Genomic DNA, 26,097 nt, shown 5'->3' on the forward strand with positions numbered 1-26,097 from the left:
ACCAACACCGCTGATACGACCTAGCCTCGAACTTCTTCGAGCATCTGCTTTGCGTGGGCCAAGCTTGCCTCGGACTGATCGCCGCTGAGCATGCGGGCGATCTCGGCGGTACGCGCTTCGCCGGTTACCTCGTCCAAATGCGTCTGGGGAACATCGCCCGGCTCCTTGCTGACAACATAATGCTTGTCGGCCACGACGGCGACTTGCGCCAAGTGGGTTACGACAATCACTTGATGCGTAGCGGCAAGATCGACCAGCACACCAGCAAGAGCACGAGCCGTGGAGCCGCCGACACCGGCATCGACCTCGTCAAATACCAGTGTGTCGACGCCGTCAGCATTACCCAAGACCACCTTGCTCGCCAGCATGACGCGGCTGAGCTCGCCGCCCGAGGCAATGCGGCGCAGGGGACGCGGCGTCAAGCCGGCACCGCTGCGATACAAAAGCTCGTAGCTTGAAGGACCCGCCGGCGTCCACTCGGCGCGCGGAAGATCACGCGACTCCCAAACGAGCTCGGCGCCGCCCATCTCCAAGCGTGCCATCTGACGACCAACCTCGTGGCAGAAGCGCGGGGCCGCCGTATTGCGAGCGCGCTTAAGCGCCTTGGCGGCAGCGAACAGCTCGCGCTCGGCGCTCCCGAGTGCCTCACGCGCCTTTTTGATCTGCTCATCGCCATCATCGACCAGGGACAGCAGCTCTTGCGAGCGATCGCGCATGGCAAAAACATCGTCCATGGTGGGACCCCACTGACGCAACAGGCCCTTGAGGTCGGAATACCGCTCACGCATGCGAGCGAGCTCGCGCGGGTCGAAGGCGACGCCATCGCGATAGGCACGAAGCTCGTTCGCGCTATCCTCAAGGGAGATGCAGGCATCCGAAAGCGCATCGGCAATGTCGCCCAGTTTGCGATCGACGGTAGCCATACGGGAAAGCTCGGCCACGGCGCTGTTCACGGCATCGAGCGCTCCACCTTCGGCGGCAAGCGATGCATGGGCATCGTTAGCTGTGGCAACCAGTACCTCGGCATGTTCGGAGCGCGGCAGCAGTTCCTCGAGTTCCTCATACTCGCCCGGCTTGGGGTCGACCTCGCCGATGCGCTCGAGGGCAAAGCGAGCCTCCTCGACACGGCTCCCCTGCGCACGCGAGGCTTCCTCCACACGGCGAAGCTCCTTGGCGGCGTCACGCGAAGCCTTAAAACAGGCGCGATACTTCTCGAGCGCCTCAAGCGCTGCGCGCCCAGCCCAGGCATCGACCATGGCAACATGATGCGCCGGATCGAGAAGGCGCTGGTGCTCATGCTGGCCGCACAGATCCATCATCACGCCGACGCGCTCGGAAAGCTCGCGCACGCTGGCGATGCGGCCATCGATCCTGACGCGACTGCGGCCTTCGGCAGAAAGGCTGCGCTGCACGGTGAAACCCTCCGAGTCGTGCGGGCCATCGAACAAGCGCGCCTCGACGCTGGCAAGCTCCTCTCCCTCGCGCACCGTCGACGAATCTGCACGCTCGCCCAATATGAGCTTGAGCGCCGAAAGCAGAGCGGTCTTACCGGCACCAGTCTCGCCGGTTAGGACAGTCAGGCCAGCACTCGGAACCAACGTCGCCTCGCGAATGAGTGCAATGTTAGAAACCTGCAGCTCATCGATCATGACGCACTCCGTAGAACACGCGGCTCACCGAGTTATAGAAGCTCTCGGGGCCGTAATCCAGCAGCAGCACATCGCCGGGACCACGACGCACGGCCACGCTCTCGACCGTGCCATCGCAGGTAATAAACTGCCCGTCGATGGCAATCGCCGGCACGCTCGGGCGATCATCGGACATAAAGATCTCGACGACATCACTCGGCGAGGTCAAAAAAGCGCGAGCCTGAATGGTATGCGGAGCGATGGGCACACAGACCATACCCGTGTAATCGGGGCTGACAATGGGGCCGCCGGCGGAAAGCGCGTAGCCGGTGGAGCCGGTCGCCGTCGAAACAACGACACCGTCGCCGCGAAGGCGGTCGATATGATGGCCGGACACCGTGATGTCAAATTCGACCATATCGGACAGGGGGCCGCGCGTAAGTGCCATATCGTTGAGGGCAAACGTGCGCACGACATCCTTCGCGCCGTCTTCGCGCACGGACACAATATCCGCGGCGATGGTGGCGCGGCGGCTCACGTGGAGCTCGCCGGACAGAGCATCGCTCACAACCTGCAGAATGTCGCGCTCCTCGGGGCTCGCAGCAGTTAAAAAGCCCAGGTGACCATAGGAAAGACCAAGGATAGGAATCTCGCGATGGTTGAGGATGCGGGCAGCGCGCAGCAACGTGCCGTCGCCGCCGAGCGTAATGACCAGATCGGAGCCATCAATATCAGGCGTGCTTTGAATCTTCGATCGCTGGTCGGCAGCCCATGCGACCTCGTAGCCCTGGCGCGAAAGCCAAAGCTCGAGCATCAGGCCGCTCTCGACCGCCTCTTGCTTGTAGTAATTGGGGACCAGAAAGACCTTCATAGCGTTGCAGCTTTCTCGCTCAAAGCCGATACCTGGGATTGAAGCTCATCGTCGGCGCGCTCCCCGGGGACAAACCTTGTGCCGTACAGGAAAAACTCAACGTTGCCCTTGGCACCATGAATGGGTGACACGCACACATCGACCGGGAACAGGCCCTTGGCGGCAAAAAGCTCAATCGCCGCCACGAGTGTATCGCGGCGGACGGCGGAGTCGGTCACGATACCGCCGTCGCCCACCAGCGCAGCCGGCGCCTCAAACTGGGGCTTTACGAGCGTGCAGAACGAACCCGAAGGCTTCAGGCACGCCAGCACGGCGTCGATGATATTCGCGATGCTGGTAAACGAGACATCACATACAGCCAGGTCGATGGCACCGGCATAGCCAAGCTCAGGCAGCTGCGTCACGTTTGTGCGCTCATGCAGCGTCACGCGATCGTCCTGACGCAACGACCAATCAAACTGGGCGCGACCCACGTCCACCGAAACAACGGTCGCAGCTCCGCGCTTGAGCAGACAATCGGTAAAGCCGCCGGTAGAGCAGCCTACGTCCAGGCAGACAAGGCCCGTCGGGTCGATACAAAACGCATCGAGCGCACCCTCGAGCTTAAGGCCGCCGCGCCCAACGTACGGAATGCGCCCCTTCACGTGCAGAGGCAAGCCCGGGGTCACCTTAAGGCCCGGCGAAGTCAAGCGCTCGCCGCCACTCGAGACCAGGCCGGCCATAAGAGTGCGAAGGGCATCCGCGCGATCGGCGCAGATGCCCTGTGAAATCAGTTCGTCATCAAGACGCACGCGTTTCATGAATGCCATCAACCATTCGTATCCGGAGATGCGGCTAACTATCCTGGGATTCGTTTGCCGCATCCTCATCGTATTCCTGTTCGAGCTTATCGGCCTCACGCGGCGTCAGCTCAAACTTGTCGACCATATCGACCGCGCGGGAGCCCAGCTCAATCGCTTCGTCAAACAGATCGAGCGAACGCTCCAAGGACGTATCCTTGGAGCGAACGGTAGCGATGATCTGGTCCAGACGGTCCGAGATCTCGTCAAAGTTACGGACAGAACCCTCTGGCATGGCTACTCCTCGACGGAGTCGGCCTCGACGGCCTCAGCAGCGTCCATATCCTCGGCAAGTACACCGGCGGTAGCCTGAGCGGCAGCGACCTTGGCGGCAGCCTCAGCAGCCTGGGCCTCCTCGCGAGCGCGATCCTCGGCCAGCAGTTCCTGGTACAGGTCCTCACCCGGCAACTCCTCGCTGCGCGCGATCTTGCCCAGCACGCCGTTGACGAACGACGCGGACTGGTCGGTGCCATAGGCCTTGGCAAGTTCGACGGCCTCGTTGATCACGATAGCGTCCGAGACCTCTTCGTCGGTGAGGAAGCGCATCTCGTAGACGGCGATACGCAGCAGGTTGCGGTCGGCGCCGGGCATGCGCATAAGATCCCAGTTCTTGGCAACGGAGCGCAGGGCGCAGTCGATGCGGTCGATATGCTCGTAGGCACCGCGGCACAGCTCCAGCGCATAGGGGTCGAGGGGACCCTTCGAGATCAGGAAATCGCCCTCGAGGACGCGCTCGAGCGGGCTGTCCGTGGCCTCGGCCTGGAACAGCAGCTGCAGCGCCTGACTGCGGGCAAGCGTGCGCCCGCGATAAACCTTAAGGCTCAAAGGTTACTCCTTGGGGAAAACGAGGCCGTCGATGCAAACGTCAACGCGCTCGACCTCGACGCCCACCTGGGCATCGATGGCGGTGACCACGGCGGCGCGAACGGCCTCGGCGAGCTTCTTGAACGGATAGCCAAAGAACACCACGACACGCACGGTGAGTGCGAGCTTGTCGCCGACGACCTCGGCCTCGACCGCCGGCTCGGAAGCCGGGGCCTTGGACGAGAGCATCATGGAGACAAGGTTGGTGGCAAGGTCCTTGACGCCAACGGAGGCGATGCCCTCGACATCCGACACGGCGCGCGAGACGATGGCGGTCAGAACATCGGGCGAAATGCCGATGCCGTCAATCTTGATTTCCTGGGGCATGAGTCCTCCTAGAAGAGTTGGTTGCTAGACGCGGGAGACGAACTTGCCGTCGCGGGTGTCAACCTTGATGACCTCGCCCTCGTTGAGGTACATGGGGACCTGGATGACAGCGCCGGTGTCGATCGTGGCCGGCTTGGTGGAACCCTGGACGGTGTCGCCCTTAAAGCCCGGGTCGGTCTGGACGATGGTGGTCTCGATGAACATCGGCGGGGTCACGCCCATGAGCTCGTCGTCGGCGAAGAGCAGCTGGCAAATGTCGTTCTCACGCAGCCACTTGGAGTTCTCGCCCACCATGTCCTCGGGAACGGGAACCTGCTCATAGGACTCGTTATCCATGAAAATGTAGTCGGTGCCATCGTTGTAGAGGTACTGGAACTCACGGGTGGTGAGCATGACGCTCTCGAACTTGGTACCGGCATTGCAGGTGTTCTCGACGACGCGGCCGCTCTTGATGTCGCGGGTCTTGTAGCGCACAAACGCGCCGCCCTTGCCCGGCTTGACGTGCTGGAACTCGACGATGGTATAAACCTTGTCCTTAATACGGAGACCGAGGCCGTTCTTGAAGTCGGCGGTAGAAATGGTAGGCATAGCGACCTTTCTTCTTATGGGCAGAACGCACAAGCGTCCAAATTACATACGACCAAAATTATACACTTGCAGACGGCGCCTGCAGCGAGCGCATAAAAAGAGAACGCGGGGCGCCCGAATTGCTCCGGACGCCCCGCCCAAAAATCTATCGAAGAGGGCTAGCAGTCGATAACGTGAAGGTCATGCGGCGTCTTGGTGAAGGGCTCGTAGCCGTTCTCGGTGACCACGCCGTAGTCCTCCAGGCGCACGCCGCCCACACCGGGCAGATACACGCCGGGCTCCATGGTGATAACCGAGCCGACCTCGATGATATTCTTGCTGCGGTTGAAGTTGGGCAGCTCGTGGATGTCAATGCCCACGCCGTGGCCCAGACCATGGTTGTAGTAATCGCCATAGCCGGCATCGCCGATGATCTTCTTGGAGAGCTTGAATATGTCGTTGCCCTCGACGCCCGGATGGATGGCGGCAACACACTCCTCGTGGGTGCGGCGTACGAGCGCGTACAGGTCGAGCTGCTCCTGGGTAGGCTCGCCCATCACGACGGTACGCGTCATATCGGAGCGATAGTCGCAGTAGCCCGCGCCATAATCCATGAGAACGAAGTCGCCCTTCTCGATCACGCGGTCGCTCGGGACGGCATGCGGGTTGGCGGTGTTGGGGCCGCTCGCCACGATGGAGCCGAAGGCCAGGCTGTCGGCGCCGTTGGCGAACATAAAGTTCTCGAGCTCGTTGCGAACCTGCTTCTCGGTCATACCGGGCTTAATATAGCCGAGCATGTGCTGGAAGGCGGCGTCGGTGATCGACTGCGCATGGCGCATGAGCTCGATCTCCTCGGCGTCCTTGATGGCGCGCATCTTGCGAATGTCGTCATGCATCAGCGGCAATATGCAGGCGACGGAACGATCCTCCAGACCACGCTGAATACCCTGGTAGAAATTGATCTGCATATCGTCCTCGACAGCGCAGACGCGGCACTTGTTGGCCGCGATCTTGCCGGCGACCCAACCGGGGATGGTGCCCTCGTCCATGTCGTAGACCCAGGGGCTGCCGGCGGGCGTGTTCTCCTCAAAGCTGTTGAGATAGCGCGAGTCGGTATGGAACAGGCACTGGTCGGCCGTAATAAACGCAGCGTGCGGGAACTCGAAGGTGTAATCGAAGACGCCCTTGACGCCCGTAAGCCATCGAAGATTGGCCTCGTCGCGCACCACGATGGCGTCGTAACCGCGCTCAACCATCAGGGCACGGACACGCTCGATACGACCGGCAGGACCGGCAGCAAACTCAGACATGCAGATTCCTTTCTTGTTGTCTTCATAAAGACGGGACGGGTCTCGATCGGAAGACGAAATCGCGCACGATTCGCAACCGATTGGAAACCCGCCCCTCAACATGATACGAAAGACTATGGATGTCAATAAATCCTAGAGAAGTTCTTTGCGAGAAGCCAAGTAGGCGTGAGCATGGCGCTCAAGAACCTCGTCCTCAACGCTCGTTAGACGAATGGCGCCAAGTGCCGCGGGCAGCGGCAACATGCTGCGGTTCGAGCGGACAAACTGCTGCCTGCGGAACTCCTCGATATATGCGGCAGGCTCCAGATCGAAGGCAAGCTCCTCGATACCAAAGTCCTCCAGACAGTCATCGACCTCAAAGACGTAATCGATATCAAAGTCGCAGGCATCATGTGCTAGGCGTGCCTCAAAGCGCATGCCCTCGGACAACAGCTGGTAGGCAGGGACCTGCGAAGCGGCATCGCCCAAGCAAGCGCGCAGGGTACGCTCCCCCGTCTTGCCAAAATCGAGCGCATGACGGGCGCTCGGGTTCGTGGCCATCAGTACGTCCTTGCGGGCAGTCTGAGACCACTGAACGGCATTGACGAGCGCGACCTCCTCGCCTGCGAGAATCTCGGGAACGGTCTCGGTAAACTGATTCCAGCGGGACTTGCTGCTCGAAAGCATGGTGCCAACAAGTACCGCATAGCCGAGCTTGAGGTCCTCGGGGTCCGCCTCGCGAACAAGGTCGAGGTCACACACGACCAAGCCCGGCTCGGGACGGAACGCGATAGCGGGAAGCGCATGCGCCGACGAGGCGACGAGCGGCTTCATGGTCGTCGCGACCGTGAGCATGGCGTCGAACGTCGTCGGCAGCAAGGCGCACTCGGTGCGACCGCACCACTGATTGGCGCACCAGCAAACAACCGAGCAGGTCGCCGTGTCGCCGACAGCGACAATGAGATCGTCGCAGGTAATGCCGTTAGCCGACAGCGCACCAAAGACGGTATCGGCATCGACCAGCGTAGCACCGGCAGGCGAAACCTCGAGGACGAGCGGCGACACGGCAAAACCGGCGTCGACCAGCGCATGCTCGACGACCTCGCCAAAACGCTCGGATGTAGCGTCGTTCCAAACCACCATCGCGCGCTTAGGCTTGCCCACAGCCGAGGCAAACATGCGCGGCAGCTCCTCGAACGCGCCCAATCCGACGCGGACATCGACACTGCGGTTTTGGAAATTGATAAGTTGACGGCGAATCATAGCAGTCCACGCTCCAAAAGCATCTCGGCACAAAGGTAGGAAACGTCCTCGAAGGACTTGTTGCGAATATCAAGGGTAATATCGGCGGCCTGGCGATACAGCGGACGGCGATGCTCAAACAGGCGCGCAGCGTGCTCGGGCGAGCGGAAATCGGGCCGGGTATCGGAGCGGCGAATCTGACGCAACGAGTCCTCAAAGTCACCTTCGAGGTACACGCATGTACCCATCTCGTGCATCAGCTCAATGTTCACCGGCGTCTCGACGATGCCACCCCCGCACGATACCAGCAGGCTGCGCTCGCTTTGAAGCGAACGGAGTGCCGAGGTCTCGAGCTCGCGAAAACGATCCTCGCCCTCGGTCTTAAATATCTCGGTCACCGACTTGCCGCATCGACGCACAACCAAACGATCGGTATCGATGAATCGGCGCTTGAACATAGTGCCCACGTTGCGCGCAAGCGTCGACTTGCCCGCGCCCAAAAAGCCGATAAAGAAGATATGGTCGCAGCCGTGTTTGATGTGCTGAGACATGGCGAAACCTATTCCTCGCAGGGAAGGTCGCGCAGGGCCCGGCGCTCAAAGATACGGAAGATCTGCGTGTACCACAGGTCCTGGGTTGCCTGCGGCTTGACCAGAATAGTGTCAACGCCTGCAAAGTTACCGCTCCACACGTCCGTGTAAAGCTGATCGCCGATCAGCACGGCCTCGTCGGCCGTGGCGCCCAGACGCTTAAGACCCGCCTTCAGGGCAAACGGGGCGGGCTTCATGGCGTGGCTGATGGCCTCGAGCCCCAGCTCGCGCGCCGATGCCATGACCTGGTCGCGATGCCAGTTATTGGACACCATACACAGCTTAAAGCCCTTGGCATGGGCAGCCTCGAGCCAAGCGGAAACCGCAGCGGGAACCTGCTCGGTGTCGCGCGGCACCAAGGTGTTATCGCGATCGAGCAGAATGGCGCGTTTGCCGTCGGCCCACAGGGTATCAAGGTCGATGCGATCGACCGAGGCAACGTATCGTTTGGGGGTAAAAATCCTCATGCTAATTCCAAGACTGTTGATGCTCTTCGTAGGTTTGCGAGAAGTACTCCTTGTCCTGCGTAATGTAGAAATACAGGTCATCGGAGTCGGTCGGCTCAAGCGTGGCCTTGAGTGCCTCGAGCGACGGAGAGCAGATGGGCGTGGGTGGCAGGCCCTCGTGCTTATAGGTGTTATAAGGGCTATCGCTCTGCAGGTCGTCGGCGGTAACCTCGCCACCGGTAACATACATCATGGTCGCATCGCTGTTGAGATAGCGCAAACCGTCGAGCTTGCCGGCAAGGCGGTTGTAGAAGACCGAGGCCACGTGCGCACGTTGATCGGCGTTGAGGCCCTCGCGCTCAACGATAGAGGCCAAGTTGACGATGTCGTAGTCGGACATCTCCACACCATAGCGCACCTTGATCTTGGCTTCGCAGCTCGCAAAGTCAAGCGACTTGTACTCGGTCTTAAACTGATCGAGCATGGCGCGAATCACGTCATCGGCCGTCGGCGAATCACCCAACGAATAGGTCTTGGGGAACAAGAAACCCTCGAGCGAGTCGTTGGCGGCGCCCTTAAGGAAGCTATAGTCGTCCACGTAATTGGAGGCCTTGGCCTGGTTGAGGAAGTCTTCCTTAGAGATGCTGTCGTAAGCCTGGGCCACACGGTCGGCGACTTGATCGACCGTCAGGCCCTCAGGGATAGTCAGCGCATTGGAGCCCGCGTTAGGACCTTCCATGAGCTGCTGAACAACCTTGGTCGCATCCATGAGCGTGGTGAACGAGTAGGTGCCAGGCTTAAGCGACATATCGGCGTTAAGCTTTTTCACCGCCGCGTAGTACTCCTTGGGATTTTCGACGATATGGTTCTCGGAGAGAATCGAGGCGATCGTATCGCCCGAAGCACCGTCGGGAATGGTCACCGTAACCTGCTGACCAGCCGCGACCTTCGTATCCTCACCGGTAAAGAAGCCCTTGACGGCAGGCATGACAAAGAAGGCGATAGTAGCAAGCGCGATTACGGCCACCACGACGCCGACAATCATGGGCACCGGGGAGCTTTTCTTTTGGGCACCGCGACGAGAATGCGTGTTGTAGCTCGAGCGGGTCGCCGGAGCAACGCCATGCGAACCGCGAGCGTGATGCGAATGCGATTGGGGGGCCTGCGTTCGCTGGGTAGGTGTCTGCTGCTTAAAGCGGGTACCGCCAACAGGCTGGGCCGTACGAACAGTTGGCTGCTGAGCCGCGTGAGAAGCCGGATGCTGAGCCGAACGAGCAGAAGGCTGCTGACCCGTCCGTTGAACAGGTTGGGCCGAACGAGAGGAGGACTGCACCGGGCGCGCGGCAGGCTGAGCTGCGCGCTGCGTCGGCTGTGCCGGACGCTGGCCAGGCTGGCCAGGGCGCGACGCCGGCTGACGTGTACGATTCTGCTGGCGCGGATCGGGAGCACTAGGCATGCGAAACCTCCTCGTTTTTACGATCGAGCCACGTCTGCAAAAACAGGCTGGCGGCGATCATGTCGACCTTGCCCCTCATCTGCTTTTCATTGAGTCCCTGCTCGCGCAGGATACGCTTTGCCTCTTGCGAGGACAGACGCTCATCCTCAAACTCCAGCGGAAGATCGAGCTCGTCGGCGATCTTTTGCGCCACGGCGGCAACGCACTCGGCCTGGGGGCCGGGCTCACCGGCCATGGTCAGCGGACGTCCACTTACCAGGATGTCGGGCTCATAATCCTCGACCAGGTAACGGAACGTCTTGGCCATACCGGTGACCTCGACAGCCGGGAGCACCTTGACGGGCATCGCCATCTTGCCATCACGGCTCGAGACGGCGATGCCGATCCTGGTCTCCCCTATGTCCAGCGCAAGCGCGACCACAGCGATTACCTAGATTCTTAGGCGCCGAGCGCGGTCTTAGCGGCCGCGAGGGCATCGGCGATGCCGGCGGCGTTTTTGCCACCGGCCTGGGCCATGTTGGGACGGCCGCCACCGCGACCGTCGACCAGGCCCGCGATCTGCTTGATCACGTTGCCGGCGTGGAAACCGGCCTTAACGGCGTCATCGGAACCGGCGGCGAGCAGGGCCGGGGTGCCCTTCTCGGTCACGCTGGCGACGACGCAGGCGACGGGACCGGCGACCTTCTGGTGCACGGTATCCCAGACGTTGCGCAGGTCGGCAGCCTCAAGGCCCTGGAGCTCAGTGACGACGAGCTTGTAGCCGTCGAGCTCGACGGCGCCCTCGATGGCGTTGGAGATAGCATCGGAGGAACCACCGGTCAGCGCCTTCTTGAGCTTGTTGGACGTCTCGCGCAGCTCGGCCTGCAGGTTCTCCACGCGGGTGGGAACCTCATCCACGCGGCACTTGAGCGCAGCAGCAGCGGCGTCGACGAGCGCCAGACGGTCGGCCATGTAATCGAGAGCGCCCTTGGAGGTCACGGCCTCGATACGGCGGACGTTGGAGCCCGTGGAGGACTCGGAGATGATCTTGAACAGACCGATCTCGGCGGTGTTGGCGGCATGCGTACCACCGCAGAGCTCGCGGGAGAACGGCTGGTCCTCGGCGCCCACGGAGACAACGCGGACGACGTCGCCATACTTCTCGCCAAACAGGGCGACAGCACCGGCGGCCTTGGCCTCGTCGATGCCCATGACGCGGGTAACGACCGGCTTGGAGGCGAAGATCTGCTGGTTGACCAGGTCCTCGACAGCCTTGAGCTGCTCGGAGGACAGGGCCTCGAAGTGCGTGAAGTCAAAGCGCAGGTGCTCGGGCGTCACCAGCGAGCCAGCCTGGGAGACATGCTCGCCCAGGACCTGCTTAAGCGCGGCGTCGAGCAGGTGCGTGGCGGTGTGGTTGCGGCGCAGGAAACCACGGCGCTCGGCGTCGAGCGCGGCGGTCACAGTAGCACCGACGGTCAGCGTGCCCTCGGCAACGTGCGCGACGTGAGCATACAGGCCATTGTGGTTCTTGGTGTCTGCAACAGTTAGCGCGACGCCCTCGGCGGAAAGCTCGCCAGCATCGCCCTGCTGGCCACCCATCTCGGCGTAGAACGGCGTGCGGTCGAGCACGACCTCGACGTCCTCGCCGGCGGCAGCGGACTCGACGGACTCGCCGTTGCGAACGATGGCGACAACCTTAGCGCCCTCGATGACGTCGTTGTCATAGCCGTCGAACTCGGTCGCGGCAACCTTATCGGAAAGCTCGACCCACACGTCGTTGAAGCTGCCCCAGGCGTCGCCCTTGGCGTTGGCGCGGGCGCGGGCCTTCTGGTCCTCCATGCAAGCGGTGAAGCCGTCCATATCGACGTCATGACCAGCGGTGCCGGCGATCTCGACAGTCAGGTCAATGGGGAAACCAAAGGTGTCGTGCAGCTTAAAGGCAACGTCGCCCGGAAGGACAGCGCCGTCGGCGAGCGCGGCCAGGGCCTCGTCCAGGTAAACGCGGCCGTTGTCGAGCGTCGTGGAGAAACGCTCCTCCTCGGAGGCGACGATGCCCTTAACGAGCGCGACGTTTTTGAGCAGCTCGGGATAGGCCTCGCCCATCTGAGCGTTGACCTCGTCGATGAACTTGGTCAGGAAGGCACCCTCAATGCCCAGCAGGCGACCGTGGAACACAGCGCGGCGGAGCAGGCGGCGAAGGACATACTCGCGGCCCTCGTTACCAGGCAGGATGCCGTCCGAGATCATAAAGTCGACGGCACGGGAGTGATCCGCGATGATGCGCAGGGAGCGGCTGGCGCCGGAGTAATCGTCGGCGTCATAGGTCTTGCCGCTGATCTCCTCACCGAGCTTGATGAGGTGCTGCATCAGATCGCCGTCGTAGTTAGCGGTCTTGTGCTGCATGATAGCGGCCATGCGCTCCAGACCCATACCCGTATCGAGGTTACGGTGCGGCAGCTCCGGCATGGAGCCATCCTCCTGGCGGTCGTACTGGGTAAACACGAGGTTCCAGAACTCAAGGAAGCGGTCGCAGTCGCAGCCGGGCTTGCAGTCGGGGCTGCCGCAACCGACCTCCTCGCCCATGTCAAAGTAGATCTCGGAGCACGGACCGCAGGGACCAGTGGGGCCAGCGGCCCAGAAGTTGTCGTCCTCGCCCAGGCGGGAGATGTGGTCCTCGGCAACGCCCAGGGAGCGCCACACGTCATGGGTCTCGTCGTCCTCGGTAAAGACGGTGAAGTACAGGCGATCGAGCGGCAGCTTGAACTCCTTGGTGATGAGCTCAAAGGCCCAAGCGCAGGCCTGCTGCTTGGAGACGCCGCCAAAGGAGAAGTCGCCGAGCATCTCGAAGAAGGACAGGTGACGGCCGTCCTCGCCAATGCAATCGATGTCGTTGGTGCGGACGCACTTCTGGCAGGAGATCGCGCCGATCTCCTTCATGGTCTTCTTGCCCTGGTAATACTCCTTAAACTGGTTCATGCCGGCGTTGGCAAGCAGCAGCGAAGGATCGTCGGGAACGAGAGATGAAGAAGGATAGAGCTTAAGACCGCGCTCCTCAAAGAAGTTGAGGAACTTAGAGCGAATCTCGGCCGTAGTCATTGACGGGTAGTCAGCACTCATAGAGGGAATCTCCTCGGTTTCACATCGAAACAGTTCAAACGTAACGATATTACCATCCCACCGCGCAAGTGCAAAAAAGAGGGCCGCCAAACGGCGACCCTCCAGCGAAAGTGCACGTTATATAGGACTATGCAATCCTTTGAAAAAAGGCTGCTGTAGAATTACATATAAGGGTCACCGATAAGGAGCGATCAATGAAAAGCAAACGATTTGTCCTGAATGCACTTCTGGTAGTAGCACTTTTAGCGCTCTTGGCCTTCTCCTGCTGGTACGCAATCCAACCAGCATTTGGCTACGCATTGTATGCAGTAATGTCCGGCGATAAGGCTTATTACACTCTGCGCACAATTGACGTTCTCTTTTTCTATGTAGCCGGCCCCTTATCAATCGCTTTGCTCGCGTTTCTTGTCATTTACAACTTCAAGAAACGTTAATAGGACCTATTTAGAATCCGAATCGTCCATGGAGCCGTCGATGCCGGTTTTGGTATCGTCGTCCGTGTTGGAGTCATCGTCCTTGGCAAAGGGGTTCTTGAAGAAGCCCGTGGCATCGGGCTGCAGGTCCGAAAGCTTGATCCAAGGATTATCGAGCTCGGTCTTGGGCATAGCTTTAGCCTCGGGCGCAGTCTCGTTACCGATCAGCTCGGACTCATAGATGAACGTATCGTCCCCAAGCGCGTCGTAGGCGGCGACCGGGTTGCCCTCGGCATCGCGATACGGCGTGCCCTTAAACACGGCGCCGTCATAGGCAACAAGCTGGCGGCCGGTCTCATTCTCGAAGTAGTACACAAAGATGCCCTTGAGGGCCGCACACAGCGGGATAGCAATAATCATGCCGATGGGGCCCATGAGTGCCGAGCCAATAACGAGCGCCGTGAGGCTCATGATGGGATGCACCTGCACCGAGCTCTGCATGACCTTGGGCGAAATCACGTTATCGGTGACGTTTTGCGCGACCATCGTCACGATGAGCGTCCACAACGCCAACATGGGGCTGAACATGAAACCGAGCACTGTGGCGATTGCCGCGCTCACCCAGGGGCCGACGACCGGAACCAAATGCATGATGCCGGTAAAAATAGCCATGAGCGCCGCATACGGATGGCCGATAATCATAAAACCGATAAAAGCGAGGAAACCACCGCAGATGGACGTCACGACCATACCGCGCATGTAGCCGCCGACAGAGCGAGAAAGGATGGCGACCATAAAGCGGTACGAAGTCTCCTTCTCCTGACCGATGATGGTGCAAATCTCGTGGTGCATGCGAGGGTAGTCGCAGGCCATCCAGTAGGCAAGCACCAGACCAAGGAAGATCACGAACAGCTGCGAGGCCGTATTGGTGATGAGCGGGAACACACCGCGGCCAAGCTCGGCAGCGATCTGAGACACATACTTCGATGCCACGGTAACCAGCGACGAAAGATTATCGTCCAAATACTCCATGAGCGGCGTGTTGTTGAGCGTCTTGACATGCGAGACCATCTCGTTGAGGTCGCCACCCGCAACACGAAGCTGCTCGGGCAGGCGGCTCAGGACTTCCATGATCTGACCAAAGAGAATCGGCGACAAGATGCAAACGACACCGACGAGCACGGCAACAACAACAATAAGCGCGATAAGCGAACCGATGCTGCGATTCACGCCATGGTGCTCGAGCCAATTAGTGATCGGGGACATCACAAAAGCAATGATGGAGCCGACGGCAAGAAACTCAATAACCGGTGCCAGGATGCCCATAAGGTTAAAGATGACAGCAGCAATAACAATGCAGCCGACAACAGCCCAAATGCGCAGCGTCAGAATGCGGGTGTCGCGCAGCGCGCGATCGGTTTGTTGGGGGTGCTCACTCATGAACGAACCATCACTCCGTCGGGGTCGATCTTGTCCTGAATCTTCTTAAGCGTGCGGCGCAGCAGGCGCGAAACCTGGACCTGCGATATACCCAGCTTCTTGGCAATCTCGATCTGGGTCATGCCCTTTACAAAGCGCAGCTCGATAACCTCGCGCTCGCGCGGCGAGAAATCACGGATGGCTTCCTCGATCACCAAGCGGTCATCGGTAAAGTCGAGCTCATTGTCGTCGTCGGCGTAGCGATCGAGAATCGAGGGGGCATCGTCGGAATCGGACGCACCAGGAGCCTCGATGGGCACCGAGGTATAGGCCGAAGACGATTCCATAGCCTCGAGGACCTCATCGACGGTCACATCTAGATACTCAGCGATTTCCTCAACCTTGGGCGAGCGTTGCAACTCGTTGGTGAGCTTGTCGGTGGCCTGGTTAACCTTAGCCGAGAGCTCCTGCAGACGGCGCGGAACGCGCACGCTCCAGCCCTTATCGCGGAAATGACGCTTGATCTCGCCCAGAATGGTGGGCGTGGCAAACGTGGTGAACTCGAGACCGCGCTCGGGGTCAAAACGATCAATCGCCTTGAGCAGGCCCAGATAACCAACCTGCATCAGGTCGTCGAGCGGCTCGCCGCGGTTCTTAAATTTGTTGGCAAGAAACCTTACCAGGTTCATATGGGACATAACGAGCTGCTCGCGAGCGTCCGGATCACCGGTCTCTTTATAGCGACGAAACAGCTCGCGGGTTTTCTCCTTGTCCCAAGCGGTCTTACCGCTCCGGGAACGTTCGGTCATATTAGATATCCGCCTTGAGGTCGAGGGAAAGCGTCAGGGGCGCCGAAGTCTTTTCGTAGGAATCGCACACGCTCGCCAAAATGAGCTCGGCATACACGGCAGCCTGGTCATCCTCGTCGACAGCGGCCTGATCGCCAAAGGTAAAGGTCATGCCAACGTGAGACTCATCGACATCGAACCTGATCGTAATGTCATCGGAATTAACCGCCGTGCAGCCAAAGATGAAGGCTTCCTCGGCCGCCATACGAATATCCTCGATGCGATCGACGGACATGGAGCACAGCGCACCAACGTTTGCGGCCGTCATACGCACCAGGCGCGCCAGACGTGGGTCCCCGGCAACGGTCAGCGTGATGGGGCAGGTTGCTTCGCTACTCATCGCAGGACTCCTCGGAGGTCTGGGCGGGTGTGTAGGTGTAATACTGAGTCGGCTTGCCAACAGGCTTCTGGCCATAATCGTCGCCCGCGGCGGCCTCGTCCCCAGCTTCGCCAATCAGAACGCGCTCGGTCGGCTGCTCGGCTTCGGCGGCAGCGGAAAGCTTGCGCTCGGCGTCGGCCGCGGGAGCCTTCACCTTGTTAATGAGTTTCTGCACGGCACCTGCCGCAGAATCAGTCACGCTCGACACAGCATTGCTGGCCTCTGCCATGCTGCCTGTAACCTCGGAAATGTCGCGAACCACGGCCTCAACTTCTACGAGATTAGAGGTAAGGGCGTCGACGGCGGTCTTGCTCGACTTAAGCAGCGGCTCAATCTGGGCAAGTGCCGGCGTAAGCTCGTCGACAGCGCCGTCGAGCTTTGCCACCACCGGCTGCGCCTCGGCGATGGTGTTGTTGAGGTCGCTCACCGTCTTGTCGAGCGAATCAACGACAGTGCGGGTCTTGCGCAGGGTAAGCGCGAGCTCAACGATGGCCCACACGCCGGCAATGGCAAGCACCAGCAGGGCAATTTGAATGGGACTCATACAAGCCTCCCAAAGGAATCGAAATACAGACGTTGTTCATGGTACCCCAAAGGGGACGGAAGATTCCCAAAAGCTTACTTTGGCGCCCTGCCGCTACGGTCGCGATCGCTTTGCTCCACACGCCATTCTTCCCAACCGCGGCCGGCAGGCTGCCAAAAGGCACCACGCTCCAGGCCTTCGGGCAAATAGCGCTGGTCGACCCAACCTTCGGGATAATCGTGTGGGTACTTGTATACACCGTACTCGTCGCTGCCGGGACGGTGACGATCGCGAAGATAACTGGGCACCTCGCGCAATCCGCTACTATGGATATCGGCCAGCGCCGCATCGATCGAAGCCTCGCACGCGTTGGATTTAGGCGCCAAGCACACATAGAGTGCAGCCTGAGCCAGGTTAATGCGGCACTCGGGATAGCCAATGACCTCGGCAGACTTAAACGCGGCTTGCGCCACCAAAAGTGCCTGCGGATCGGCATTGCCAACATCCTCAGAAGCCTGAATCATAATGCGGCGAGCGATAAACTTAGGATCCTCCCCCGCGTCGATCATGCGCGCGAGCCAATAGATCGTGGCATCGGGGTCGCTGCCGCGCATGGACTTGATGAACGCACTGATAATGTCATAGTGCATGTCACCGTTTTTGTCATACGAAAAACCGCGGCGTGGGTTGGCAATCTTCACGTCATCGACGGTGATGGGATAACGCTCCCCTGCCGCCGGCGCCGGCGTCCCCTCGGTATCGGGACGCGTGACGGCGATCTCGCTCGCAAGCTCGAGCGTCGTGAGCGCCGAACGAGCGTCGCCCGCAGCCAGCGTGCAAATGGTCTTGACCGCATCATCATCGGCAGAGAACTTTCCGTTCAAGCCCTGCGGCGCCTCGAGCGCACGCTCGATCAGCATGGCGATATCCTCGTCCTTGAGGTGCTCAAGCTCCACCACGCGACCGCGTGAGAGCAACGCCGAGTTGACCTCGAAGTACGGGTTCTCGGTCGTGGCGCCGATCATAATGACGGTACGGTTCTCAACCGCATGCAGCAACGCATCCTGTTGCGACTTCGAAAAGCGATGAATCTCGTCGATGAATAGAATGGTGCGACGGTCGTAGGTATTCAGGCGCGTCTTGGCCTCGTCAATCACGCGGCGCAAGTCCTTCACGGTGCCCGTCACGGCGCTGACCTCGACAAACTCGCTCTTGGTATGGTTGGCGATAATGTGGGCCAGCGTCGTCTTGCCTGTACCGGCCGGCCCGTACAGAATCACGCTCGACAGCACGTCGTGCTCAATCGCGGCACGCAGCCATGAGCCCTTACCGACGGCCTTTTGCTGGCCCACGTACTCATCAAGCGTGTTGGGGCGCATGCGCACCGCAAGCGGCGCATTCTGAAAGGAGCGCTCGCGCGTCGAAGCAGAAAAAAGGTCGTCCATAGCCATCCCGTGCATCAATCAAAATCGTTGTTGACCAACAGTATACCGAAAGGATACGAACTACCGTTCGTTAATATAAGTACGGTGCGGAAACTTTAAACCCGGGAACAACTTACTCGTCAGCTCGCAGAAATAGCCATCCGTCATGCTCGCAATGTAATCCACCACGGCTTGGTCCTTATCGTCCTGCCATGCATAGGTACGGTCGTAGTAGGAAAGCTGCTGCTCAATGCGCGAAATATGATGCTTAAAGATATACGAAGACTCGTCGCCTTTATTTAGATCCTGCAGACAACGGTCGTAGAGCTTTTCGAACGCCTCGCGCAGCTCCGCCTCGGAATCGCCCTCGATGCCGCCCTTACTGTAGATCTTCTCGTAATTCTCCCGCTTGGCCCGGCGGATTTCCTTGAACAGGTCCTCGCTCATCTCGATACGCGGTTTGCCGTAGCTATGCTCCACGATATCAATGGAAGCGTGCGTGAGGATCCAACTGTTGTAGGCACCGTCCCGGCCATCATCAAAAGCGTCGGGCGAAAGCAGGCCCGCCGCGATCGCATCCTGACGGTCACGACCGACGTAGGCAAGAATATCCGAGATGCGAACGACGCAGCCCTCGAGCGTCATGGGACGCAGGTGCTCAATGGCGCCATAGCCCTTGGCAATGCAGTCCTCGACGGTTAGGTCAAACTGATTAAAGGAACCCATGTCCGAGAGCTCAAAAACACGCTGCTCGTACTCGCCGTTATGGCACAGCACACCGTCGAGCGTCTGGAGCGAAACGTTGCGACCGTACAGGGCATCGAGCACGCGCACCGACTGCACGTTATGGAAAAAGAAGCGGCCGGTACGCTCATGATAGATATCGTTGAGGAAGCGCTCGCCGGCATGGCCGAAGGGCGTATGTCCCAAGTCATGGCCCAAACCAATTGCCTCAATCAGATCGCAGTTGAGCCCCAGGGCGCGACCGATATCGCGCGCAATGCGCGAGACAAGCTGCACGTGCAAACCGCGGCGCGACAGATCATCATTGCTGCGGAAGCTAAAGACCTGTGTTTTACCAGCATATCGGGCATACGCGGGCAGATGGAGAATCTTTTCGGCATCGCGCATAAATGCCGGACGCATGAGCGTGCCCTCGTCTGCGGCTCGATCAATGCGTCGGATGACCTGGTCGTCACCGCATCGATAAGGATTAACCACACCCGAGGCGCGGTCGGCAGCGATATGCTCGACCAGCTCGGGCGACAACGCCGCGGGAATGCGATCCATACGAGCCTTGATGGCGGCTGTCTGTTGATTGATTGCCATGGCATGCTCCTTAAAAAGGGCGCGCAAACGGTTACAGCGTACTACCCACGACCTCAATTATGGCAAATATCGGTACCAAAAACGGCAGCAAAGGCAGGGAGCGTGATTTTGCAATGAGACAGGCGGTGGCAAGGGTCAGGAGCGCAACCGCAAACGCGACAACGCCACCCAGGGGGTCGAAGGTACAAAGGGCAAAGAGCGCCTTGACATCCCCCATGCCAATGCCAGAGGCGTGGCGAACACGACGCCAGAGTGACTCAGTAAGCACAAGGGCAAGGTAGACGATGACCGCAAGACCGGCGTGGTCAAGCGCCGTATTAACACCCTTGTCGAGCCAAACGCCTGCAAACGCCGCCACCGCACACGCACCGGCAAGTTCATTGGGAAAGCGTCGCTCACGGGCATCAATCGCCGCGCCGGCAAAGATGCAAATCCAAAACGGGATATAGACCATCGAAAACCTCCTTGGACAGCAGCTCAAACGCAAAAACCACCACAAAGGTGCTGTCCCTTTGTGGTGGTTTTTGGTGGTGGTTACTTGGCGCCCTGCATGACCTCGTCGAGGGTAACGTTAACGGCGTGCTGCGTGGGCACCCAGTCGACCTTCAGGAACAGCGCGGCAACCGTGATGGGGATATAGCTGAACATAAAGATCGGGAAGGTAAACAGGTTGGTCACCAGGCGCCACTTTTGAGCGCAATGAATGTGCTTGTACTCAAAGATGGTCGTGAGCAGCGCCAGGATAAAGAAGGTCTGGTACATCATCACGAACGTCATGATAAGCGAGGCGGCACACGCCTGCATCTCGACTTCGGTAGCCAAGAAGCCGTGCGAAAGACCTCCCACGATCAGGAACGTCGCATTGGCGAGCATCGAGATCAGGGACAACAGCATACCCGGGGCGATCGTCATAAACATGTCGTAGGCAGCAAAGCGATGATAGCGGAAGGTCGATTTGACCAGGTGCTTACCATAGGTAAAGAACACCTGGTAGAAGCCCTTGGTCCAACGCATGCGCTGTTTCCAGGACGCCTTAAACGTCACCGGCTGTTCGTCGAAGAACTCAGCCGGCGCATAGCCAATGCGAATGCCGTGAATAGCGCAGAACGTGGTGAACTGAATGTCCTCGGTCAGCGTGTGGAACTGCCAGCCGTGCATACCCTCAATAACACTGGCGGAGATGAGGTAGCCCGAGCCCGAGACGGCACAAGACGTCTTGCAGATGTTGCGCGCGTTGTTGAGGAAGCGTGCCTCGCGCAGATACCAGGTGGCATTAGCCGCCGAGATCCAAGAGCTGCCGAAGTTCTTGGAGTTACGATAGCTCGTGACCACATGGAAGCCCTGGTCAAAGGCATCGTTCATCTTGGAGACGTAATCGCGGGAAATAACGTTGTCGGCGTCAAAGATGAAATAGCCCTCAAAAGTATCGGGATACTCGTTGAGAATGCGATCAAAACCAAAGTCCATAACCCAGCTCTTGCCCTTACGGGCCAGGTCGTTACGCTCATAGACGACGGCGCCCGCCTCGCGCGCGAGCTGCGCCGTGTTGTCGGTGCAGGCATCGGCGACAACGAAGACCTCGATAAGCTCGGACGGATAATCCTGGTCCTTGATGGAGCGAACAAGGTTGGCGATCACGGCCTCCTCGTTATGCGCCGCGATAAAGAAGGCATAACGATGCAGCTTTTTGGCCTTAGGGGGCGCGACCTCACCACGGAGAGCACCAATGACAAAGAAGACCACCTGGTACAGAAAGCAGACCGTGAGCAGCGTAACCACAATCTGGTTGAAGATCACGATGGGCGTGTTAGTTTGTAAAAAGGCGAGCATGCAGGCTCCCAGCAACGCGTTACGTAAACAATCGTATATCTTATCGTAGGCTAACCGAGTTCAAGAAACCACCTAATACTGGCTAGGCTTCAAGCAGACCGAGCTGCGGAACGATTTCATCTCCAGCGGCCGTGCGACCGATCGAGCGCGGAGCCAGATCGTCGAGAACCGCAGCGAGATCCCACGGCAACTCGTCGCGGCACTCAATGCGCTCCCCCGTCACGGGATGGTCGAATGCGACGCGCCAGGAATGAAGGAATTGCCTGGTCAGACCCTGATCGGCGCGTGCATCGCACTTGCCATAGAGTGGATCGCCCACGCAAGCGTGGTTGATGTGGCGCATATGCACGCGAATCTGATGCGTGCGGCCGGTAAACAGGTGGCACTCGACGAGCGTATAACCGTCGTCAAAACGCGTGGAATCGAAGCGCTCGAGGACCTTAAAGGTCGTAATGGCCTGACGGGCAAAGGGATCGTCCGAAACCGCCATCTTGACGCGGTCACGCGTGGAACGGGCGATACCGGTGTTGATGGTACCCTCGTCCATGGCAATGTGGCCGTGGACGAGGGTAATGTAGCGGCGGTCGAGCGTTCGCGTGCGGATGAGATTCTGGAGCGCGCGCTGGGTGTCGTCGTCCTTGGCCGCAAGCATGAGACCCGAGGTATCGCGATCCAAACGATGCACGATACCGGGGCGGTCCTCGCCCTGCACGGTGCCCAGATGGTCGATACCGCAGTGATAGACCAGGGCATTCGCGAGCGTACCGCTCTCATGACCATGCGCAGGATGGCACACCAGACCGCGCTGCTTGGAGAGCACGATGAGGTAGTCGTCCTCGTAGCGGATATCGAGGGGAATGGCCTCGGGAATCACGTCGGTCGGGTCGTGCGGCTCGGGCAGGTCGACCGAAATGCGGTCGCCGGCTCGCACGGCATACTTTTTGGACAGGCAGGTCTCGCCATTGACACATACAGCACCGCCCTCAATCAGATGCGCGCAGGCAGAGCGCGTAGGGCAGCCGTCGTTGGCGCCCAGATAGGCGTCAAGACGCTGACCAGCGGTATCGTCGGCAACGAGAATATGGATGTCGGCCATTAGCGCTCATTCCTTTCGCGAATCTTGCGGGCACGCTCCCCACGTTGTTTGGCCTTGCGCTTGGCGCGGGCCTCGTCACGGGCGTTGAGCTCGGCGGTCGCATCGACCTCGCGAGCAGCAGGGCTCAAGAACATATAACCGATGAGCGCCAGCACGACACCGACCGTAATGCCGATATCGGCGACGTTAAAGACGGGAAAGTCGATGAAGGTGGTGGCGATAAAATCGGTCACGAAGCCAAAGGCGAGGCGGTCGATCGCGTTACCGATAGCACCGCCCGCAACCATTGCCATGCCCACAACCTCAAGATGGGCGAGCTGGGGCGCACGAACGAGGTACACGGCAATAGCGATAATGACCGCCAACGCCAGCACGGCAAACGCGATGCCATGCCCCTCGCCCATGCTAAAGGCAGCACCGATATTGCGGACAAACATAAAGTCGATGACACCGGGGATGACGGTCACATGCAGGGCGTCGCCCACGGCACGAACCGCAAGCTTGGTCAGCTGGTCAACGAGCAACACAACGAGCGCCACCCCACCAGCAACACCCAACCGCCAACGCAAAGGCGGCGTCATATCCCCAGGACGACCCAAATCAATCCCCTACCCTCAAGAACATCGAATAACGTTTAACGCAAATAACCATCTTATATTGCCACACGCAGAGCGCACGACATATCCACCAACGCAAGCGAAATAACCAGCTAAAAACGAAAGCGGCATTCCGAAAAACAGAATGCCGCTTTTATTCAGCGGAGCAAATGGGCCGAAGGCGCCCAAATTCTCCCTTTTACTAAAATGCCGAGTTACCGTGCCTTAAAGGGCATTCGCACACCTCTCGCAGATGTGAGCGTGGCCGTTGTACTCGCCGACGGTGGTGCGGTAGTTCCAGCAACGGTCGCAGCACTCGCCCTCGGCAGCCTCGATGGCAACGGAGAGCTCCTCGCCCTGGGTCAGTTCAACAGAGGAGACGATGTAGAACTCGGCCAGGTCGACGGCCTTGTCGCCGGTCAGTAGCGCATACATCTCGGCGGGAACGACCGCCTTGACGCGGACCTGCTGGCTCTTGGTGAAGGTGCCGGCAGAACGGGCATCCTCAAGGGCCTTGGTCACGGCGCTACGGAGCTCGAGCGAAGCCTCGAGCACGCCCTCAAACTCATTGGCCTCGTCAACCGTGATGGGCGACTTGTACCAATCGAGCAGCGCGGCGTACTTCTGGTGATCGACGCAGCCGGCGGGCGCGTAGGCCATGGCCTCGTCGACGGTGTAGGACAGGATCGGCTGCAGGTCGCGCATGAGCATCGAGAAGAGCTCGGCCAGCACGGTCTGGGCACTGCGGCGCTCGAGCGAGCCGGGCTTGTCGCAGTACAGACGGTCCTTCAGGGCGTCGAGGTACACGTTGGAAAGCTCGGTAACAACAAAGTCGTAGAGCGCACGGTAGGCGCGCGGGAACTCGTAGCAAGAGTAAGCGTCGTCGACCTCGGCCTGGACCTGGGTCAGACGGGCAACCATGAGCTTGTCGAGCGGCAGCAGGTCGGCAAAGGCGACGCCGTCGGTCTCGGGCTCAAACTGACCCTCGAGCTCGGAGAGCAGGAAGCGCAGCGTGTTGCGGAAACGACGGTAGGCATCGGACGTACGAGCGAGAATCTCGTGGTCGATGGAGACGTCGGAGCTGGTATCGACCGAGGCGACCCACAGGCGGATGATGTCGGCGCCCATCTCGTCGCAGACCTTATTAGGGTCGATGACGTTACCGAGCGACTTGGACATCTTGCGGCCCTGGCCGTCGAGCGTGAAGCCCTGCGAGACGACCGCCTTGTACGGAGCGTGGCCGTTGGCGCCCACCGAGGTGAGCAGCGAGCTCTGGAACCAACCGCGGTGCTGGTCGGAGCCCTCGAGGTACACGTCCGCCGGATACTCCAGCTCGGGGCGATACTCGCAGACGGCCTTCCAGGAGACGCCGGAGTCCCACCACACGTCGAGGATGTCCTTATCGGCCTTGAGGTGATGGCCGCCGCACTTGGGGCAGACGCAGGCCTCGCCCAGGTAGCTCTCGGGAGCATCCGTGAACCAGGCGTCGGAGCCCTTCTCGTGGAAGAGCTTGATAACGGCGTCGAGCGTAGCGTCGTTCATGACCTTCTCGCCGCAGTCGGCGCAAGTGTAGCTGGGGATAGGCACGCCCCAGTTGCGCTGACGGCTGATGCACCAGTCGGGACGCTGCTCGACCATGGCACCGATGCGGTTGGCGGCGTGAGCCGGATACCACTTGACGTTCTCGCGGACCTCCTTGCCAGCCTGCTCGCGCAAACCCGTCTTGTCCATCGAGACGAACCACTGGTCGGTAGCACGGAAGAGCACAGGGTGCTTGCAGCGCCAGCAGTGCGGATAGCTGTGCGTGATCTTCTTCTCGAGGACCAGGGTGCCGCGCTCGCGCAGGAACTCGATGATGTGCGGGTTGGCCTCATCGGTATCCATGCCGCTGAAGGGACCGCCGGTACCAAACTCCTCGCCGGTGTAGAACTTGCCGTCGTCATCGACCGGCATGCAGATGTCGGTGATGCCCTCCTTGAGGCAGGCAAAGTAGTCGTCGACGCCATGGCCGGGCGAGTTGTGGACGATACCGGTGCCGTCATCGACACCGACGTAATCGGCCAGCAGCGCCACGCCCTCAACACCGTCAAAGATCGGCTGCTTGTAGTGGATGTGATGGAAGGTCTCGGCCGGAACAACGTAGGGCTTGCCGTCGACCATAACCGGGGTGTACTCCCAGCCAAACTCCTCACAGCACTTGGGAGCCAGGTCCTCGAGCATGACCTCGGCACGACCTTCGCGCTCAACGGCGACATAGGCGGCGCCGGGCTTAAGGGAAACGGCCTGGTCGGAGGGGATGGTCCACGGCGTGGTCGTCCAGATGATGAAGTCGACCGGGCCGTCGAAATCCTCGAGGCCGGCGGGCTTGGAGGTCATCTCGAAGCGAACGAAGATGGAGGGGCTCGTCTCGTCAGAGTACTCGATCTCGGCCTCGGCCAGCGCGGTATGGCAGTGCTTGCACCAGTGAACCGGCTTGTGGCCGCGATAGATCATACCCTTATCGAACATGGCCTTAAAGACCTCGATGTCGGCGGCATCATGCTGGTGATAGAGCGTCAGATAGGGGTTATCCCAGTCGCCGAGCACGCCCAGGCGACGGAAGCCGGCCTTCTGCAGCTCGATGTTCTCGACAGCGAACTCGTTGCAGAGCTCGCGGATCTTAGCCGTAGAGGTCTGGTTGAACTTCTCGGTGCCGAGCTTCTCCTCGACCTTGTGCTCGATCGGCTGACCGTGGCAGTCCCAACCGGGGACATAAGGAACTTCGCAGCCCTGCATCATCCAGTAACGGTTGATCATGTCCTTGGAGATCTTGTTCATGGCGTGGCCGATGTGGATCGGGCCGTTGGCGTACGGAGGGCCGTCGTGCAGCACGAACTTCTTGTGACCCTCGTTCTTCTTCAGAACCTGCTCGTAGACCTTGTTGTCCTGCCAGTCCTTGAGTCGCTTAGGCTCGGACTTGGAAAGACCGGCACGCATGGGAAAACCGGTCTTGGGCAGATTCATCGTCTGCTTGTACTCGTTTGCC

Annotated in this window: 26 protein-coding genes; 1 reads left to right on the forward strand and 25 read right to left on the reverse strand. The window is 59.9% G+C overall.

Features of this window, described 5'->3' with window-relative positions:
• Positions 1 to 20 precede the first annotated feature (20 nt).
• From I2H81_RS06925 to alaS, 14 genes are all read right to left on the reverse strand, one after another.
• Complete coding sequence (locus I2H81_RS06925) at positions 21 to 1,649, reverse strand: DNA repair protein RecN (protein WP_195645021.1); 1,629 nt, start codon at positions 1,647 to 1,649, stop codon at positions 21 to 23.
• Entirely contained in the window at positions 1,639 to 2,499 is an 861-nt protein-coding gene (locus I2H81_RS06930) for an NAD(+)/NADH kinase (RefSeq protein ID WP_117635157.1), read from the reverse strand. Before I2H81_RS06930 ends, I2H81_RS06925 begins: the two co-directional genes overlap by 11 nt.
• Positions 2,496 to 3,299: a TlyA family RNA methyltransferase gene (locus tag I2H81_RS06935; protein ID WP_117716134.1), complete on the reverse strand. Its 804-nt coding sequence runs from the start codon at positions 3,297 to 3,299 to the stop codon at positions 2,496 to 2,498. The genes I2H81_RS06930 and I2H81_RS06935 overlap by 4 nt, the downstream gene beginning before the upstream one ends.
• A gap of 34 nt (positions 3,300 to 3,333) precedes the next feature.
• Positions 3,334 to 3,573, reverse strand: coding sequence for an exodeoxyribonuclease VII small subunit (locus I2H81_RS06940; RefSeq protein WP_006233978.1), 240 nt, complete (start codon positions 3,571 to 3,573; stop codon positions 3,334 to 3,336).
• 2 nt (positions 3,574 to 3,575) lie between these two features.
• Positions 3,576 to 4,163 (reverse strand): transcription antitermination factor NusB, encoded by a 588-nt coding sequence (gene nusB, locus I2H81_RS06945; protein ID WP_195645022.1) that lies wholly within the window; start codon positions 4,161 to 4,163, stop codon positions 3,576 to 3,578.
• A 3-nt stretch (positions 4,164 to 4,166) separates the two neighbouring features.
• Entirely contained in the window at positions 4,167 to 4,529 is a 363-nt protein-coding gene (locus I2H81_RS06950) for an Asp23/Gls24 family envelope stress response protein (protein WP_195645023.1), read from the reverse strand.
• 24 nt (positions 4,530 to 4,553) lie between these two features.
• On the reverse strand, positions 4,554 to 5,117 hold the full coding sequence (gene efp, locus I2H81_RS06955) for an elongation factor P (protein WP_006233983.1): 564 nt from the start codon (positions 5,115 to 5,117) through the stop codon (positions 4,554 to 4,556).
• A 158-nt stretch (positions 5,118 to 5,275) separates the two neighbouring features.
• Entirely contained in the window at positions 5,276 to 6,406 is a 1,131-nt protein-coding gene (locus tag I2H81_RS06960) for a M24 family metallopeptidase (RefSeq protein WP_195645024.1), read from the reverse strand.
• 132 nt (positions 6,407 to 6,538) lie between these two features.
• Positions 6,539 to 7,648 (reverse strand): dehydroquinate synthase/iron-containing alcohol dehydrogenase family protein, encoded by a 1,110-nt coding sequence (locus I2H81_RS06965; protein ID WP_195645025.1) that lies wholly within the window; start codon positions 7,646 to 7,648, stop codon positions 6,539 to 6,541.
• The gene (locus tag I2H81_RS06970) at positions 7,645 to 8,178 is read right to left on the reverse strand and encodes a shikimate kinase (RefSeq protein ID WP_117746035.1); all 534 of its coding nucleotides are present in this window, start codon (positions 8,176 to 8,178) and stop codon (positions 7,645 to 7,647) included. Before I2H81_RS06970 ends, I2H81_RS06965 begins: the two co-directional genes overlap by 4 nt.
• Before the next feature lie 8 nt (positions 8,179 to 8,186).
• A complete protein-coding gene (locus tag I2H81_RS06975; RefSeq protein ID WP_195645026.1) occupies positions 8,187 to 8,684 on the reverse strand; it encodes a YqeG family HAD IIIA-type phosphatase in 498 nt (165 codons plus the stop codon).
• A 1-nt stretch (position 8,685) separates the two neighbouring features.
• Positions 8,686 to 10,119 (reverse strand): endolytic transglycosylase MltG, encoded by a 1,434-nt coding sequence (mltG, locus tag I2H81_RS06980; RefSeq protein WP_229108113.1) that lies wholly within the window; start codon positions 10,117 to 10,119, stop codon positions 8,686 to 8,688.
• Positions 10,112 to 10,540 (reverse strand): Holliday junction resolvase RuvX, encoded by a 429-nt coding sequence (gene ruvX, locus I2H81_RS06985; protein ID WP_195645027.1) that lies wholly within the window; start codon positions 10,538 to 10,540, stop codon positions 10,112 to 10,114. Before ruvX ends, mltG begins: the two co-directional genes overlap by 8 nt.
• Positions 10,541 to 10,557: 17 nt before the next feature.
• The gene (gene alaS / locus I2H81_RS06990) at positions 10,558 to 13,215 is read right to left on the reverse strand and encodes an alanine--tRNA ligase (protein WP_195645028.1); all 2,658 of its coding nucleotides are present in this window, start codon (positions 13,213 to 13,215) and stop codon (positions 10,558 to 10,560) included.
• Between the two features lie 194 nt (positions 13,216 to 13,409).
• On the opposite strand from alaS, the gene I2H81_RS06995 reads away from it, so the two are divergent.
• On the forward strand, positions 13,410 to 13,649 hold the full coding sequence (locus tag I2H81_RS06995; RefSeq protein ID WP_195645029.1) for a hypothetical protein: 240 nt from the start codon (positions 13,410 to 13,412) through the stop codon (positions 13,647 to 13,649).
• Between the two features lie 6 nt (positions 13,650 to 13,655).
• Here the strand turns inward: I2H81_RS06995 and I2H81_RS07000 are convergent, their stop codons facing one another.
• The 11 genes from I2H81_RS07000 to ileS all read right to left on the reverse strand — a co-directional run bounded on the left by I2H81_RS07000 (position 13,656) and on the right by ileS (position 26,075).
• Positions 13,656 to 15,068, reverse strand: coding sequence for an AI-2E family transporter (locus tag I2H81_RS07000; protein ID WP_195645030.1), 1,413 nt, complete (start codon positions 15,066 to 15,068; stop codon positions 13,656 to 13,658).
• The gene (locus I2H81_RS07005) at positions 15,065 to 15,856 is read right to left on the reverse strand and encodes an RNA polymerase sigma factor SigF (protein WP_117564127.1); all 792 of its coding nucleotides are present in this window, start codon (positions 15,854 to 15,856) and stop codon (positions 15,065 to 15,067) included. Before I2H81_RS07005 ends, I2H81_RS07000 begins: the two co-directional genes overlap by 4 nt.
• A 1-nt stretch (position 15,857) precedes the next feature.
• Positions 15,858 to 16,235 carry an ATP-binding protein gene (locus I2H81_RS07010; RefSeq protein WP_195645031.1) on the reverse strand — a complete coding sequence of 126 codons (378 nt, stop codon included), beginning with the start codon at positions 16,233 to 16,235 and terminating at the stop codon, positions 15,858 to 15,860.
• Positions 16,228 to 16,818, reverse strand: coding sequence for a hypothetical protein (locus I2H81_RS07015; protein ID WP_195645032.1), 591 nt, complete (start codon positions 16,816 to 16,818; stop codon positions 16,228 to 16,230). Before I2H81_RS07015 ends, I2H81_RS07010 begins: the two co-directional genes overlap by 8 nt.
• A gap of 74 nt (positions 16,819 to 16,892) precedes the next feature.
• Positions 16,893 to 18,242, reverse strand: coding sequence for a replication-associated recombination protein A (locus I2H81_RS07020; RefSeq protein ID WP_195645033.1), 1,350 nt, complete (start codon positions 18,240 to 18,242; stop codon positions 16,893 to 16,895).
• 60 nt (positions 18,243 to 18,302) lie between these two features.
• Positions 18,303 to 19,550 (reverse strand): deoxyguanosinetriphosphate triphosphohydrolase family protein, encoded by a 1,248-nt coding sequence (locus I2H81_RS07025; protein WP_195645034.1) that lies wholly within the window; start codon positions 19,548 to 19,550, stop codon positions 18,303 to 18,305.
• 31 nt (positions 19,551 to 19,581) lie between these two features.
• A complete protein-coding gene (locus tag I2H81_RS07030) occupies positions 19,582 to 20,004 on the reverse strand; it encodes a prepilin peptidase (protein ID WP_195645035.1) in 423 nt (140 codons plus the stop codon).
• A gap of 80 nt (positions 20,005 to 20,084) precedes the next feature.
• The gene (locus I2H81_RS07035) at positions 20,085 to 21,380 is read right to left on the reverse strand and encodes a glycosyltransferase family 2 protein (protein ID WP_195645036.1); all 1,296 of its coding nucleotides are present in this window, start codon (positions 21,378 to 21,380) and stop codon (positions 20,085 to 20,087) included.
• Positions 21,381 to 21,462: 82 nt separating this feature from the next.
• Complete coding sequence (locus tag I2H81_RS07040) at positions 21,463 to 22,476, reverse strand: RluA family pseudouridine synthase (protein WP_195645037.1); 1,014 nt, start codon at positions 22,474 to 22,476, stop codon at positions 21,463 to 21,465.
• Entirely contained in the window at positions 22,476 to 23,003 is a 528-nt protein-coding gene (gene lspA / locus I2H81_RS07045) for a signal peptidase II (protein ID WP_233540501.1), read from the reverse strand. The genes I2H81_RS07040 and lspA overlap by 1 nt, the downstream gene beginning before the upstream one ends.
• A 294-nt stretch (positions 23,004 to 23,297) precedes the next feature.
• Positions 23,298 to 26,075: an isoleucine--tRNA ligase gene (ileS, locus tag I2H81_RS07050; RefSeq protein ID WP_229108121.1), complete on the reverse strand. Its 2,778-nt coding sequence runs from the start codon at positions 26,073 to 26,075 to the stop codon at positions 23,298 to 23,300.
• Positions 26,076 to 26,097 lie beyond the last annotated feature (22 nt).

It is taken from the genome of Collinsella aerofaciens (assembly GCF_015561195.1).
GTDB lineage: Bacteria > Actinomycetota > Coriobacteriia > Coriobacteriales > Coriobacteriaceae > Collinsella > Collinsella aerofaciens_AC.

Bases quoted from the DNA above. Each gene is read 5' to 3' on its own strand.
- I2H81_RS06925 (WP_195645021.1), bottom strand. From the start codon at position 1,649: ATGATCGATGAGCTGCAGGTTTCTAACATTGCACTCATTCGCGAGGCG.
- I2H81_RS06930 (WP_117635157.1), bottom strand. From the start codon at position 2,499: ATGAAGGTCTTTCTGGTCCCCAATTACTACAAGCAAGAGGCGGTCGAG.
- I2H81_RS06935 (WP_117716134.1), bottom strand. From the start codon at position 3,299: ATGAAACGCGTGCGTCTTGATGACGAACTGATTTCACAGGGCATCTGC.
- I2H81_RS06940 (WP_006233978.1), bottom strand. From the start codon at position 3,573: ATGCCAGAGGGTTCTGTCCGTAACTTTGACGAGATCTCGGACCGTCTG.
- I2H81_RS06950 (WP_195645023.1), bottom strand. From the start codon at position 4,529: ATGCCCCAGGAAATCAAGATTGACGGCATCGGCATTTCGCCCGATGTT.
- efp (WP_006233983.1), bottom strand. From the start codon at position 5,117: ATGCCTACCATTTCTACCGCCGACTTCAAGAACGGCCTCGGTCTCCGT.
- I2H81_RS06960 (WP_195645024.1), bottom strand. From the start codon at position 6,406: ATGTCTGAGTTTGCTGCCGGTCCTGCCGGTCGTATCGAGCGTGTCCGT.
- I2H81_RS06965 (WP_195645025.1), bottom strand. From the start codon at position 7,648: ATGATTCGCCGTCAACTTATCAATTTCCAAAACCGCAGTGTCGATGTC.
- I2H81_RS06970 (WP_117746035.1), bottom strand. From the start codon at position 8,178: ATGTCTCAGCACATCAAACACGGCTGCGACCATATCTTCTTTATCGGC.
- I2H81_RS06975 (WP_195645026.1), bottom strand. From the start codon at position 8,684: ATGAGGATTTTTACCCCCAAACGATACGTTGCCTCGGTCGATCGCATC.
- mltG (WP_229108113.1), bottom strand. From the start codon at position 10,119: ATGCCTAGTGCTCCCGATCCGCGCCAGCAGAATCGTACACGTCAGCCG.
- alaS (WP_195645028.1), bottom strand. From the start codon at position 13,215: ATGAGTGCTGACTACCCGTCAATGACTACGGCCGAGATTCGCTCTAAG.
- I2H81_RS06995 (WP_195645029.1), top strand. From the start codon at position 13,410: ATGAAAAGCAAACGATTTGTCCTGAATGCACTTCTGGTAGTAGCACTT.
- I2H81_RS07000 (WP_195645030.1), bottom strand. From the start codon at position 15,068: ATGAGTGAGCACCCCCAACAAACCGATCGCGCGCTGCGCGACACCCGC.
- I2H81_RS07005 (WP_117564127.1), bottom strand. From the start codon at position 15,856: ATGACCGAACGTTCCCGGAGCGGTAAGACCGCTTGGGACAAGGAGAAA.
- I2H81_RS07010 (WP_195645031.1), bottom strand. From the start codon at position 16,235: ATGAGTAGCGAAGCAACCTGCCCCATCACGCTGACCGTTGCCGGGGAC.
- I2H81_RS07015 (WP_195645032.1), bottom strand. From the start codon at position 16,818: ATGAGTCCCATTCAAATTGCCCTGCTGGTGCTTGCCATTGCCGGCGTG.
- I2H81_RS07020 (WP_195645033.1), bottom strand. From the start codon at position 18,242: ATGGACGACCTTTTTTCTGCTTCGACGCGCGAGCGCTCCTTTCAGAAT.
- I2H81_RS07025 (WP_195645034.1), bottom strand. From the start codon at position 19,550: ATGGCAATCAATCAACAGACAGCCGCCATCAAGGCTCGTATGGATCGC.
- I2H81_RS07030 (WP_195645035.1), bottom strand. From the start codon at position 20,004: ATGGTCTATATCCCGTTTTGGATTTGCATCTTTGCCGGCGCGGCGATT.
- I2H81_RS07035 (WP_195645036.1), bottom strand. From the start codon at position 21,380: ATGCTCGCCTTTTTACAAACTAACACGCCCATCGTGATCTTCAACCAG.
- I2H81_RS07040 (WP_195645037.1), bottom strand. From the start codon at position 22,476: ATGGCCGACATCCATATTCTCGTTGCCGACGATACCGCTGGTCAGCGT.
- ileS (WP_229108121.1), bottom strand. From the start codon at position 26,075: ATGAATCTGCCCAAGACCGGTTTTCCCATGCGTGCCGGTCTTTCCAAG.